This is a genomic window from Rhodococcus sp. 06-235-1A, assembly GCF_002258785.1.
Taxonomy (GTDB): Bacteria; Actinomycetota; Actinomycetes; order Mycobacteriales; family Mycobacteriaceae; genus Rhodococcoides.
In genome coordinates, this window is the sequence record NZ_NOYI01000025.1 from 1 (window position 1) to 14084 (window position 14084).

Below are 14084 nucleotides of genomic sequence, written 5' to 3' on the forward strand. Positions count from 1 at the left end.
CTGCCGCACGCCACCCCCGTCCGCGTCAATGGACCCTTGCACCGCTCAGACGTATGCAAGGGTCCATCCACTCGTGTCCGGGGTGTGCGTGAATGAACCATTGCACTTTTCAGACGTATGCAAGGGTCCATTGACGAGGAACGGGGGCCCTGCAACGACAACAGCGGCCCACCCCCGGAGGAGTGGGCCGCTGTAGTTGCCGAACGTGTCTAGTCTTCGCCGACAGCCTTGAAGGCCTCGTCGATGATTTCGAGTTGCTCGACGGCGTGCACCTTGCTCGATCCCGACGACGGGGCGGACATGGCGCGACGGGAGATGCGCTTGATGCCGACCAGCTTCTCGGGCATGAGCTCGGGCAGCGCGAGACCGAAGAACGGCCATGCACCCTGGTTCGCAGGCTCTTCCTGAACCCAACGGAATTCCGTTGCGTTCGGGTAGCTCTCGAGTGCTTCCCGGATCCGACGGACCGGCACGGGGTACAGCTGCTCGACGCGGACGATCGCGACGTCTTCGCGGTTGTCCTTCTGCTTGCGAGCGAGGAGCTCGTAGTAGAGCTTTCCGCTGACCATCAGCACTCGCTTGACCGCGCTGCGGTCGCCGGTACCGGTGTCGTAGGTGGGCTCGTCGAACACCGAGTGGAACTTGCCGTCGGTGAAGTCCTCGATGTTGCTCACTGCTGCCTTGTTGCGCAGCATCGACTTCGGGGTGAAGACGATCAGCGGGCGACGAATGCCGTCACGCGCGTGCCTGCGCAGCAGGTGGAAGTAGTTCGCGGGGGTAGAGGGGAGTGCGACGGTCATCGAGCCCTCGGCGCACAGCGTCAGGAACCGCTCGATGCGTCCGGACGTGTGGTCGGGACCCTGACCCTCGTGGCCGTGCGGCAGCAGCAGCACGACGTCGGAGAGCTGACCCCACTTGGCTTCACCGGAGGAGATGAACTCGTCGATGATGGACTGAGCGCCGTTGACGAAGTCGCCGAACTGCGCTTCCCACATCACCAGCGCGTCCGGATTGCCCACGGAGTAGCCGTACTCGAAGCCGACGGCCGCGAACTCGCTCAACGCGGAGTCGTAGACCATGAACTTGCCGGGGTTGTCGCTGCCGATGTTCTGCAGCGGGGTGTACTCGGCACCGGTCTTGCGGTCGATGATCACCGAGTGCCGCTGAGTGAACGTGCCACGGCGGGTGTCCTGGCCGGAGAAGCGAATATTGCGTCCCTCGTCCACCAACGATCCGAGTGCCAACAGTTCACCGAAGGCCCAGTCGACCTTGCCCTCGTGAGCCATCTCGCGACGCTTCTCGAGTACAGGCTTGACGCGCGGGTGCACGTTGAAGCCGTCCGGAACATCGAGATGTGCATCGCCGATGCGGTGCAGTACCGCCTTGTCGACGGCCGTGGTGAGCTTGGCCGGCAACTGCTGGTCGAGTTCGACCGATTCGCTGGGCTCCGGGGTGTACTTCTCGAGTTCGCGGACCTCGTTGAAGACGCGTTCGAGCTGACCCTGGTAGTCGCGAAGAGCATCCTCGGCTTCCTTGAGCGAGATGTCTCCACGGCCGATCAGCGACTCGGTGTAGCTCTTGCGAACGCTGCGCTTGGTGTCGATCACGTCGTACATCGCCGGCTGGGTCATCGAGGGGTCGTCGCCCTCGTTGTGGCCACGACGGCGGTAGCAGATCATGTCGATGACGACGTCCTTGTGGAACTTCTGACGGAAGTCCACCGCCAGCTGAGCGACCCAGGCGCAGGCCTCGGGGTCGTCGCCGTTGACGTGGAAGATCGGCGCAGCGATCATCTTGGCCACATCGGTGCAGTACTCGGACGAACGCGAGAACTCCGGCGAGGTGGTGAAGCCGACCTGGTTGTTGACGACGATGTGCACTGTTCCACCGGTGCGGTAACCCCGCAGATCGGACAGGTTCAGTGTCTCGGCAACAACGCCCTGGCCGGCGAATGCAGCGTCTCCGTGCAGCATCAGCGGCAGGACGGAGTAGCCGCCCTGGCCGGTGCCCTTGTCCAGCAGGTCCTGCTTGGCTCGGACGAGTCCCTCGAGAACAGGGTCGACGGCCTCGAGGTGCGACGGGTTCGCCGTGAGCGAGACCTTGATGTCGTTGTCCCCGAACATCTGGATGTACGTGCCCTCGGCACCGAGGTGGTACTTCACGTCGCCGGAGCCGTGTGCGGCAGCCGGGTTCATGTTGCCCTCGAACTCGGTGAAGATCTTCGAGTACGGCTTACCGACGATGTTGGCGAGCACGTTGAGCCGGCCGCGGTGCGGCATGCCGATGACGACCTCGTCGAGGGCGTACTCCGCGCTCTGGTCGATGACGGAGTCCATCATCGGAATGACGGACTCGGCACCTTCGAGCGAGAAGCGCTTCTGGCCGACGTACTTGGTCTGCAGGAAGGTCTCGAAAGCCTCGGCGGCGTTCAGCTTGCTCAGGATGTACTTCTGTTGCGCCACAGTCGGTTTGACGTGCTTGGCTTCGACGCGCTCCTGCAGCCACGAGACCTGCTCGGTCTCGAGGATGTGGGTGTACTCGACGCCCACGTGGCGGCAGTACGAGTCGCGCAGCACGCTGAGCACGTCCCGCAGCTTCATCTTGTCCTTGCCGTGGAATCCGCCGACCTTGAATTCGCGGTCGAGGTCCCACAGCGTCAGGTCGTGGCTGATCACGTCGAGGTCCGGATGCATCCGGAACTTGTCCTTGGTGAACTGCAACGGGTCGGTGTCGGCCATCAGGTGACCGCGGTTGCGGTACGCCGCGATGAGCTCGAGCACGCGGGTGTTCTTGTCGACCGTGCCCTCGGGCAGATCCTTGCGCCAGCGGATGGGCTCGTACGGGATCTTGAGCGAATGGAACAGCTCGTCGTAGAACTCGTCGCTGATCAGCAGGTTGTGGATCGTCTTGAGGAAGTCGCCCGACTCCGCACCCTGAATGATGCGGTGGTCGTAGGTCGAAGTCAGCGTCATGAGCTTGCCGACGCCGAACTCGGCGAGACGCTCGTCGCTGGCACCCTGGAACTCTGCCGGGTACTCCATTGCTCCGGCACCGATGATGGCACCCTGGCCGTTCATCAGACGCGGTACCGAGTGCACGGTTCCGATTCCGCCGGGGTTGGTGAGCGAGATGGTGACGCCCTGGAAGTCCTCGCCGGTGAGCTTGCCGTCACGAGCGCGCCGGACGATGTCCTCGTAGGCGTTGTAGAACTGCGTGAACGTGAAGTCCTGCGTGTTCTTGATGGCAGCGACGACGAGGGAACGGTTGCCGTCCTTGCCGGGCAGGTCGATCGCAAGACCGAGGTTGATCGCTGCCGGAGTCACTGCGTTCGGCTTGCCGTCGACCTCGGCGAAGTGGCGGTTCATGTTCGGGAACGCCTTGACGGCCTGCACGATGGCGTAGCCGAGCAGGTGCGTGAACGAGATCTTGCCGCCGCGGGTACGAGCGAGGTGGTTGTTGATGACCAGACGGTTGTCCACCATCAGCTTTGCCGGGATCGCACGCACGCTGGTCGCGGTCGGAATCTGCAACGAGGCGGACATGTTCTTGGCGACTGCTGCTGCGGCGCCGCGCAGAACCTTGCTCGATTCCTCGCCGAATTCGGCTGCAGCGGGGGCCGACTTCGCCGGAGCGGCCTTCTTCTCGGCAGGCTTTGCAGCGGTCGCAGGCTTTGCGGGCTCGGCCTTGGGGGCGGCGGCTTTCGGGGCAGCCTTGGGCGCTGCGGCCTTCGGAGCGTCGGCCTCGGGAGCGCTGTCCTTCTGCGGAGCCGAGGCGGCAGGCTTGGCGGGAGGCGCGGGTGCGGCGGGAGGGGCGGACTTGGTCGAGCTACCGTTCGAGGCTGCGCCGTTGCCGTTACCGGACGCACCGTTCGAGCTGCCGGCGGTCTCGTCGGTCACGGCCTCGGGGTCGTAACCGGTGAGGAACTCGTGCCAGCTCGCGTCGACGGAGGAAGGGTCTTGCTTGAATCGCTGGTACATCTCGTCGACCAGCCATTGATTTTGTCCGAATTGGGTAGTAGAGCTGCTGCTCACGGCAGTAGTTCGCCTCGTTTCTGTCTTCGTTCCCGTTCAGCGCGCGTACGTGTCCAGGCTAGACCTCTGGTTCAGCTCACGTGCGTCCGGGACGTAGCTGTGATATGTACTCACCGGTAACCATCGGCCTCGTTGTCGATGACTCCTTGGACTATCGAATTATTCCCTCGGTTCGTTTCGGCTGCAGTCCACAGTTGCGCGTAGAAGCCGCCCTGGGTGCGAAGTTCCGAATGTCGTCCGGTTTCGACGATACGGCCGCCGTCCACGACGACGATCAGATCTGCTCGTGCGGCCGTCGCCAGTCGGTGTGCGACAACCACCGCGGTACGGGTACGTGCGACGGCACTGCTGGCCGCCAACACCGTGCGTTCGGTGGCCGGATCGAGTGTCGCCGTGGCCTCGTCGAGAAGGAGCAGGTCCGGGTCGACCAGCTCGGCCCGGGCCAGAGCGATCAGCTGTCGTTGGCCTGCAGACAGCCCCTGGCCGCGTTCGCCGACGGGTTGGTGCATACCGCCGCGAAGTGCGGCGATGGTGCTCAGAGCACCTACCGAGCGTGCCGCGTTCTCGATGTCGGCGCGCGTGGCATCAGGTCTGCCGTACGCAATGTTCGACGCCACCGTTCCGCTGAAGAGGTGCGCCTCCTGCGGTACGACGCCGAGTCGGTGGCGGTAGTCGGAGAGGCGGTAGTCGCGCAGATCGTTTCCGCCGACGCGCACCGATCCGGAGGTCGGATCGTAGAAGCGGGCCAGCAGTTTCACCACGGTGGATTTGCCCGCTCCGGTGCGTCCGACCAAGGCGACGGTGGTGCCGGCGGGGATGGTGAGATTTACCTCACTCAGGGCGTCGGAGTGGGCTCCGGCATACCTGAAACCGACGTCGACGAGATCGATGTCGGAGCGGAGGCGTCCGCCCGGGAGCGCGGTCGAGTGCGCGGCAGTGGCAGTTTCGATGGAGCTCGTGGTGCGCAACAGATCGCCGATGCGTCCGACTCCGACGCGTGCCTGCTGGTAACCGTCGAACACCTGCGAGAGTTGCTGGATCGGGCCGAAGAGCAGCCCGAGGTACAGCACGAATGCGACGAGGGTGCCCGCGGTCGTGGTGCCGCTGGCGATCTGGTGAGCACCGACGAACACGACGACGGCGAGCGCGACGTCGGAGAGCAGGGTGATGAGCGGAAAGAACACCGAGATCGCGGTCTGCGACCGCATTCGACTGACCCGGTATCGATCGGAGCGTTCGGCGAATCGGGACGCGGCGTACTCCTCGCGCCGGTACGCCTGTGCAGCGCGCAGTCCTGTCACGTTCTCCTGGAAATCGGCGTTGACGATCGAGATGCGCTCACGAGAGGTCGAATATGCCGCCGAGGAGATTCGCCGGAAGATCACGGTGGCCACGGCGAGCGGTGGCACGACCGCCAGCGCCACCAGCCCGAGTGTGGGATCGGTGACGAGCAGGGCGGCCGCGATACCGACGACGGTCAACACGCTCACCACGGCCGTCGAGGCACCGGTCTGGATGAACGACGAGAGTGCATCGACGTCGGTGGTCATCCGGGTCATGATGCGGCCGGAGAGCTCACGCTCGTAGTAGTCGAGGCCGAGCCGCTGAATGTGCGCGTAGCTACGTACGCGAAGACCGAACAGCACCCGCTCGCCTGCCCGCGCGGTGATGACCGTCGTCCAACAAACGACGAACCAACTCGCCGCTGCCAGTGCGACGCCGATCGACGTGGCGATCCACAGGGTGCTCGAATCTCCCCGCGCCACCCCGCTGTCCACTGCGTAGCGAACGAGTGAGGGAAAGGCGATCGAGGCCAGCGAGTCCAGCGCGAGGAGCACCACCACGGCGGCGAGCAACAGCCGGACCGGTCCGAGCAACCTCGACAACCGGAATCCCGGGTCGGGCTTTCGGAGTTCGGATCCCGATGTTCCCGCATCCTCGGTCGCGGGCGGCAGGGCTGCGACAGCTGCGGCGATGGCGGGCGTGGGTGCCAATGAGCCGAACGCCCCCGCCATCGCAGTTCCGTGCCCACCGCCGCCTCCGGGCGTGGGCGCTGCAACGCTGCCGGGCTCGGCCGACGATTCCGGCGCGGTGTCGGGCCACAGCGTCTCCGAGGAAGGCTCTGCGATCGGATCGGGGTCCGATTCGGCACCTGGTTCATCGTCGCCGCCGGCCAACAGCGCGCGGAACAGCGGACACCGCTGGTCGAGTTCGTCGACGGTACCGGCGTCGATGATGCGACCGTTGTCGAGCACGGCGACACGGTCGGCCAGCGTGAGAGTGGACCGGCGATGCGCGAGTACGAGAGTCGCGCGGGTGCGGATCCCGCGCAGGGCGTCGAAGATCGCGGCTTCGGTCTCCGCGTCCACGGCGGAGGTGGCGTCGTCGAGAATGAGAATTCGCGGTTCGACGAGAAGGGCGCGTGCCAGGGCGATGCGCTGGCGCTGGCCCCCGGACAGGGTCAGTCCGCGTTCGCCGACCAGGCTGTCGTATCCCTCGGGCAACGCCTCGATGAACGAAGAGGCCTGCGCCAGGTCAGCCGCATGCTCGATCTCGTCCGCGGTGGCGTCGGGCCGGCCGAGAGCGATGTTCGCGGCGATGGTGTCGGAGAACAGAAACGGCTCGTCGAACACCAGCGACACCGCCTCGCGCAGGGACGTGGAGTCGAGGTCGTCGATATCGATGGACGTACCGTCGGACGTCAGCTCGATGTGTCCCTCGGCGGGACGGTAGAAGCGGGGCAGCAGCAGGGCGAGGGCGGTCTTTCCGGAACCCGCGTGTCCGACGACGGCAACCGTTTCGCCGGGCGAGATGGTCAGGCTCAGATCGTTGAGCACGTCCCGCTCGGGTTCGAACCCGAAGGTCACCTCGGAGATACGGACTCCGAGTGGGCCGTCGGGAAGAGGGACAGGACGTTCGGGTTCCGGGTCGGACGGTTCTGTGTCGACCACCTCGTAGACGCGTTCGACGGCCGCGCGCGACAGCTGGGCCATGATGACCACGGACGAGACGGTGCGGGTGACGGCGGACAGCGTCGCGACGTAGGTCGCGAAGGCCAGGAACGTGCCGATGGTGATGTGACCCTGCAGTGCGAGGTACCCGCCGAGGGCGATGACTCCGACGAGTCCGAGCTGGGGAATGGTGGCCATCGACGGTGCGAACCGAGAGTTGATCCGCGCCGACCGCATGCGCTCGGCGAACAATGTGCGGCCGAGGGTTTCGATGCGGTCCACCGCGCGGGCTTCCTGTCCGAAGCCCTTGACCACTCGCACGCCGGTGACGGTTTCCTCGACGTGCTGAGCCAGATCGGCGGCGCGTTGCTGGGCCGACCAGGTGGCCGCGAACAGAGTGGGCCGCATTCGGTAGACCACGATGCTCACCGCAGGAACGATGAGTACCGCGACGACGGTGAGCAGAGGAGACAGATACGCCATCACCACCAGGGCGAGAACGAACTGCAACACCGCCCCGGCCGACAGCGGAACCATGGCCAGCAGTCCCTGCACGAGTTGGAGGTCGGTGATCGATCTCGACACGACCTGGCCGGTGCGAATCTCGTCCTGCTTGCGCCCGTCGAGCCGCTGCAACGAGGCAAGCAGGTCGAGGCGAAGATCGTGCTGGACGTCGATCGAGAGCCGGCCGGCCAGCATGCGTCGACCGAATTGGCAGGCGAACCGCACCAGACCCAACAGGGCGATGGCCACCGCGACCGTCAGGATCACATCGCCCTTGCCTGCAGTCGCGTCGTCGATGGCCACCCTGGTGAGCAGCGGGAACGAGATGTCGATGACCGCGGCGATCATCGTCACGCCCAGTGCACCGAGTGCCGTACGTCGATGCAGCATGCACTGTGCAATCAGTCGCCGGATCCACCCCCGCTGGGTGCTCGACGCGGATTCTGCGTTGTCGAGCCTTGCCGAGCTGCGTCCGGGTGCTGCAGCACGGTCCTTCACCGCATTACTGTGTGCCATCGATTCACCACGGTAGACCCGAGTACCGACAGGGCTTCGAGCGAACGCTTGGACCGGTTCCGAACTCAGTCGATGTCGCGGGTGCGGGCCAGAAACCAGCCACCGCCGGTGAGGATCGCGGCCCACAGCGCGAGCCCGAGCGGTGCCCACGGCCACGACGCCAGGTCGCCCGCGTCGTCGAGTTGCGTCGCCGCCATGGTCGGCAGAGTGAGGTTCGACGGTAGCGCTACCGCGACCGGCCCCAATCCGAGTCCGAACAGGATCAGAGAGAGCAGACCTTCGCCGAAGGGCAGCCAGGCAACGAGCACGATCGCGGCCCACGTCGGTGATTTGAGCAGCAGGCCCAGGCCCGCACCGATCATCGACCACAGCACCACCGCGAGGAGGCACGACGCCACCACACCGATGAACGCGCCATCGAGCAGCACAGTGCGCTCGTTGAAGATCAGCAGACAGATGAGGCTGGCCAGCAGTACCACCAGTCCGTATCCGAGCCCGAACAGCGCAGTGACGATGAGCTTGGCCGCGATCACTCCGTCGCGGCCGCGGGCCGTCAGGAAGCTGGTGGTGATGGTCTTGTGGCGAAATTCGGTTCCGGCGTTGATGGCACCGAAGATGCCGGCAAACAGAATCGCGGCTCCGGCGGCGACGTACAGGCCGATCGAGGCGACGCCACCCGAGATGTTCAGGTCCTCTTCGAACTCGCCCAATTGGTTCGCGATGACCGAGGTGATGACGGACGCGAAGACTCCGACGACGATCGGCGCGATCGCCAACGCCCACCAGAACTTCAGTGTCGTGACCTTGCGGATCTCCGATGTCAGCAACGCGTTCATCGCGGACCCCCGTTCCAGTTCTGTGGTGGGCCGTAGTTCTGTGGCGGGGCGTAGTTCTGCGGCGGCGGGCCGTACCCAGGCGGCGGGCCGTAACCCTGCTGATAGCCCTGTTGGTACCCGGGCGGCGGGCCGTACGGATTCTGCGACACCGGTGCTGCGGCGTACTGACCCGCCGTCATCGACAGGAACACTTGCTCGAGGTCGACGTGTTCGCTGGTGGTGCCGAAGACCGTGACCTCGGCGTCGGCGGCGATACGCGCGATGGTGGCCGCGTCGCTGCCGGCGACGCCGATGCGGCCGTCGGGCATGAGCTGGGAATCGGTGAGGCCGTTCGACGCCAATGCGATCGCCAGTTTCGCCGGATCCGACGCGGCGACGAGTACGCGGCTGGGATGGGTGGACCGTAGTTGTGCGATCGAACCCTGGTACTTCAGCGTGCCCGCGCTCACGATCACCAGATGGTCGACGGTCTGCTCGATCTCGCGCAGGATGTGGCTCGAGATCAGGACGGTTCGGCCTGACGCGGCGAACGCCTTCAGGAAGTCGCGGAGCCAGGCGATTCCCTCGGGGTCGAGTCCGTTGGCGGGTTCGTCGAGCACGAGTATTTCCGGATCACCCAGCAGAGCGGTCGCCAGCGTCAGGCGTTGACGCATCCCGAGGGAGAAGCCGCCCGCGGCGCGGTTGGCGGCGTCGCCGAGGCCCACGAGTTGGAGCACGTCGAGGGCGCGGCTGTCGGGCACGCCGATCGCCGCGGTGTAGATCTTCAGGTGGTGTGCGGCGCTGCGCTTGGGGTGCAGGCTCAGCGAGTCGAGAACGGCTCCCACCGCGTGGGCCGGGTGCGCCGCCGTGCGAAACGGTAGGCTGTTGACGAGGCCGACCCCCGAGGTGGGTGCGACGAGCCCGAGCAGCATGCGCAGCGTGGTGGTCTTACCCGATCCGTTGGGGCCGAGGAATCCGGTGACGGTGCCGCGCGGAACGGCGAAGCTCAGGTCCGACACTGCGCGAACGGTGCCGAACTGCTTGGTCAGTGCCTGCGCTTCGAGCGCAGCTCCCGGATAGCTGGTCATCTGTGCGCAATCCCCCTGGCCGTCGGTCACCTCGTGTACCGGCTGCACGCGGCAACCGGTACCCGAGGCTACGGGGTGCGACCGACGACGTCGCGAGAGAGCCTTTTCTGTCAGCCCTTCAGCGCGGCGGCGACCTCTCGGTAGGTCACGAGCGGATCGGCGTCGTCGGGGAGCGCGTGCAGCGTCACGTGCGATGCACCGGCGTCGAGGTGCTCGTTCAATCGGGCGGCGATCGCGTCGGCCGTGCCGTGCGCTACCAGTGCGTCGATCAGTCGGTCGCTACCGCCGTCGGCTATTTCCTCGTCGGAGTACCCGAGTCGGTTCAGATTGTTGGTGTAGTTGCGCAGGTGCAGGTAGGGATTGTTCACCGGCGGCCTACCGATCGAGCGTGCCTTCTCGGGATCCGATTCGAGGACCACCTTGTGTTCGGGGGCCAGAATCTTGTCCGGACCCAGCGCTTCTCGCGCCTCACGGGTGTGCTCGGGGGTGGTCAGGTACGGATGCGCACCGGCGGTGCGGTCGGCGGCCAGCGCGAGCACCTTCGGCCCGAGTGCGGCGAGGACGCGCCGCTCCACCGGCACACCGGCCTCGTCCAGATCGTCTAGATACGACACCAGCGCGTCGTACGGCTTGGTGTACTCCTGCGTCGCCTCCGGGTGGCCGGCACCGATTCCGAGGACGAATCGTCCCGGATGCTTCTTCTCCAACCGGTGATACGACGCGGCGACGTCGGCGGCCGCGTCCGACCAGATGTTGACGATGCCGGTCGCGACGACGACGCTCTCGGTGGCATCGAGGATGTCCTCGGTGGTGGTCAGGTCCGCTGGCGGTGAGCCGCCGAGCCAGATCGTGCCGTAGCCGAAGGATTCGATCGCGCGCGACAGTTCGGGAGTGAATGCCGAATGAAGTCGCCAGACGCCGTACTTGCCGAGTTCAGGTGTGGAAGTCATGTTCGGTGTCAACGCTGCAGGCGCACGAAGATTCCGCGAGCTCTCACTCGTCCGGCTCGATGACGCGGTTCTCCGGGAACCGAGCGGGCGGCGGACCGAACGCCTCGCGAGCGTTCTTGATGACGCCCTTGCCGACAGCACGGTTTCCGGCGCCGCCGATCGCTGCGCCGATTCCGGCGGGGAGCAACTTACCCACCAACAGTGCGCTGCGCTTGGCGAGGTACTTGGTGATGAACTTCTTCACCAGAGACCTGTTCATGCTGGTCATCGAGCCGCCGGGGATCCGGGAGGTGATCAGTGGCCCCCAGTTCTTCGCGGTCTTTCCCACTGTCCGCTGCACGATCTGCATACCCGATTCGCCCAGCGCGACCGAGAGCACCAGGGCGCGTCGTTGCTGGTGGTTCTCGACGGGGATGCCGTGCACGGCCGCCACCGACAGCGTCAGCAGTGCCGAGGACTCGATGAAGAAGGCCGTCTCGGCACCCACCGCGGCGAGCGAGGCAACGGTTCCGACGCCGGGAATCGCCGCGGCACCGCCGACCGCCGAGCCGCTGCCGGTGACCGCGAGCAGAAATCGCTTCTCCAGCCGTTCGATGATCTGCGCGGGGGTGTCGTACGGGTGTGCTCGACGCACATGCGCGACGTACTTGTCGACGGCAGGCCCCTGCAGGCGGCTGGCGTTGTCGAGGATGTTGACCAGGGCACGTTCGAGCTTGCCTCCGTTCGCGACCTCGATCTGTGCGTCGTCCTTCTTGCCTGCCATCGGTGCCTCTTTCGGTCGCGAGCATGGAGTCGGTCGATCAGGGGTGGTTCTACACCTACGCGGGAACCCAGTGATCGGACGGAACGAGTTCGTCGGGCTTCGGCGGCGGGGGAGCGGTGCCGTCGCCGAAGGGTGATCCTCCCAGTGACTCTCGTCCGTGGGGTTCGAGCCAGCCGTGTAGATCAGGGCCCTTGGGCACGATGCCCGACGGATTGATGTCGGTGTGCACCTCGTAGTAGTGCCGTTTGATGTGGTCGAAGTCGACGGTGTCGCCGAATCCGGGGGTCTGGAACAGATCGCGAGCGTAGTTCCACAGCACCGGCATCTCGCTGAGCTTGCTGCGGTTGCACTTGAAGTGCCCGTGATAGACGGGATCGAACCGCACCAGGGTGGTGAACAGTCGCACGTCGGCTTCGGTGATGTGGTCTCCGACGAGGTATCGCCGAGTGGACAGGCGCTCGACGAGCCAGTCGAGACGGGCGAACAGACGGTCGTAGGCCTGGTCGTACGCCTCTTGTGATCCGGCGAATCCGCAGCGGTAGACGCCGTTGTTGACGTCTCGGAACACGAGGTCGGCGACCTCGTCGATCTCGCCGCGCAATGCCTCCGGATACAGATCGGGGGCTCCGTCGCGGTGGTACTGCGTCCACTCGGTCGACAGATCCAGCGTGATCTGTGTGTAGTCGTTGGTCACGACTTCGCCGGTGGGCACGTCGACGATGGCGGGGACTGTGATGCCGCGTTCGTAGTCGGGGAACCGGGCGAAGTAGGCGTCCTGCAACCTCGGAATCTGGAGTACCGAGTCGACGCCGCCGGGCTCCTCCTGGAAGTTCCAGCTGCGCGGGTCGTGGGTCGGCCCCGGAATGCCCAGGGAGAGAACGTCTTCGAGTCCGAGTAGCCGCCGAACGATGATGGACCGATGTGCCCACGGGCAGGCACGCGCTGCGATCAATCGATACCGCCCCGGCTCCACCGGATAGCCGTCGCGGCCGTCTTCGGTGATTCGCGTCGGAATGTAGTTCGTGTCTCTCTTGAATTCCTTGCCCGGTTCCACGTACGCGGCGTCATCGGCCATGCTTGTTGCTCCTCAGCTCGACTGGTTCTTCCGACGCTACCCAGTTCGGAGCCGGCCCAACCGGATCAGGGTCGAGGCGCAGCGGTGTGACACACGCCGATTTCGACGTATCCCAGCCGCGCGGCGAGGCGTCGAGCACTGGCGTTCTCGGGTCGCGATCGCCATTGCGGAATCAACCCGTCGTCGATGGCGTCGTTGGTCGCCAGCCGCCCGACCACCTGGGCGTGGCCGCGTCGGCGATGATCAGGGTCGGTCAGCACGCGCATGTCGGCCAGGATCAGCTGCTCCTCCGAGTAACCGGCGGAGGAGAGCGAGTGCGCCGAGTCCGCGGGCCTGTCGTCGCCCAACAGCGTGAACCAGTTCCGCGAGACCGGCTCTCCGAATGCCTCGGCAACGTCGGCATCACTGCAGTGCGCCGCAAGATTGCGAGCATGCACCGCATCGTGGGAGATCAATGGATCGTGCACGTCGATGGAGTGGCCGATCTCCGACCCGTACGCCAGTGTGTGGGTGTCGATGTCGTACTGCTCCGCCCGATCACTCAGGAGCGACGTGACCCAGGTTCGGTCCGTTCCCGGCAGGCCGGTGATCGCGCGTGAGGCGTCCACCACCCACGACGGACCCGAGATCAGGGTGGTTCCTGCCAGCTGCAGCACCGTGACCTTCTTCGTGTCGGCGACATGTTCGACGCGGTCGGCCGCGGTGTCGAGGGCTCGATCGTCGAGCTGCAGCTGCCTGCACCAGGCCAGACGAACGATGTCGAGTTTGTGGGCGTCGAACCGGCCTGCGTCGAGAAGGGGGAAATCCACGTGTCGAGACTAGCCATCGCGCCCGAGAGCAACGTTCTGGTTTTACCGTCCGAAAGCAATCTTTCGAACTTTTTCGCCCCCGGTGTTTCGCTCAGCGCCGATAGATGGCAGACTCGCATTTGAGATTAGAGCTTCGACGTGAAGATCTAGCTCGCTTACAGAAGGTTTACAGAATGACGCAGGGCAGTGTGAAGTGGTTCAACGGCGAAAAGGGCTTCGGCTTCATCGAGCAGGATGGTGGCGGACCGGACGTTTTCGTTCATTACTCGGAGATTCAGGGTAGCGGCTTCAAGTCGCTCGACGAGGGCCAGCGCGTGGAGTTCGAGGTGGGCCAGGGTCAGAAGGGCCCCCAGGCTACCGGCGTCCGCGCCATCTGATTCAAACTTCGTAACCCGATTTCTCCTGGCGGAGTGAGCTTCTCGAAGTAATCTCCACCAGAAACTCGGTGACAAGGCCGGATACACGGAAGAAATTCCGAGTATCCGGCCTTCGTCTGTTGGAACGGGACATCGACCTCGGTCGGTGTCCTCAGTTCGTTCGCGGGCGAGTGTTCCGTATGTCCGATTGATCCCCAGGTCGGAG

Annotated in this window: 9 protein-coding genes; 1 reads left to right on the forward strand and 8 read right to left on the reverse strand. The window is 65.2% G+C overall.

Annotated elements, in window-relative coordinates; genetic code table 11:
• Nucleotides 1-209: 209 nt before the first annotated feature.
• The 8 genes from CH275_RS23250 to CH275_RS23285 all read right to left on the reverse strand — a co-directional run bounded on the left by CH275_RS23250 (nt 210) and on the right by CH275_RS23285 (nt 13502).
• Nucleotides 210-4031 (reverse strand): multifunctional oxoglutarate decarboxylase/oxoglutarate dehydrogenase thiamine pyrophosphate-binding subunit/dihydrolipoyllysine-residue succinyltransferase subunit, encoded by a 3822-nt coding sequence (locus CH275_RS23250; RefSeq protein ID WP_094680595.1) that lies wholly within the window; start codon nt 4029-4031, stop codon nt 210-212.
• A 110-nt stretch (nt 4032-4141) separates the two neighbouring features.
• Nucleotides 4142-7876, reverse strand: coding sequence for an ABC transporter ATP-binding protein (locus CH275_RS23255; RefSeq protein ID WP_094680635.1), 3735 nt, complete (start codon nt 7874-7876; stop codon nt 4142-4144).
• Between the two features lie 191 nt (nt 7877-8067).
• Nucleotides 8068-8838: an ABC transporter permease gene (locus CH275_RS23260; RefSeq protein WP_094680596.1), complete on the reverse strand. Its 771-nt coding sequence runs from the start codon at nt 8836-8838 to the stop codon at nt 8068-8070.
• The gene (locus CH275_RS23265; RefSeq protein WP_094680636.1) at nt 8835-9905 is read right to left on the reverse strand and encodes an ABC transporter ATP-binding protein; all 1071 of its coding nucleotides are present in this window, start codon (nt 9903-9905) and stop codon (nt 8835-8837) included. The genes CH275_RS23260 and CH275_RS23265 overlap by 4 nt, the downstream gene beginning before the upstream one ends.
• 110 nt (nt 9906-10015) lie before the next feature.
• A complete protein-coding gene (locus CH275_RS23270; protein WP_094680597.1) occupies nt 10016-10855 on the reverse strand; it encodes an LLM class F420-dependent oxidoreductase in 840 nt (279 codons plus the stop codon).
• A gap of 43 nt (nt 10856-10898) precedes the next feature.
• On the reverse strand, nt 10899-11618 hold the full coding sequence (locus tag CH275_RS23275) for a hypothetical protein (RefSeq protein ID WP_094680598.1): 720 nt from the start codon (nt 11616-11618) through the stop codon (nt 10899-10901).
• 55 nt (nt 11619-11673) lie between these two features.
• Nucleotides 11674-12693, reverse strand: coding sequence for a glutathione S-transferase family protein (locus CH275_RS23280; RefSeq protein ID WP_094680599.1), 1020 nt, complete (start codon nt 12691-12693; stop codon nt 11674-11676).
• A gap of 65 nt (nt 12694-12758) precedes the next feature.
• Entirely contained in the window at nt 12759-13502 is a 744-nt protein-coding gene (locus CH275_RS23285; protein ID WP_094680600.1) for a GNAT family N-acetyltransferase, read from the reverse strand.
• A 173-nt stretch (nt 13503-13675) separates the two neighbouring features.
• Between CH275_RS23285 and CH275_RS23290 the strand changes: the two genes are divergently transcribed.
• A complete protein-coding gene (locus tag CH275_RS23290; protein WP_008714360.1) occupies nt 13676-13879 on the forward strand; it encodes a cold-shock protein in 204 nt (67 codons plus the stop codon).
• Nucleotides 13880-14084 lie beyond the last annotated feature (205 nt).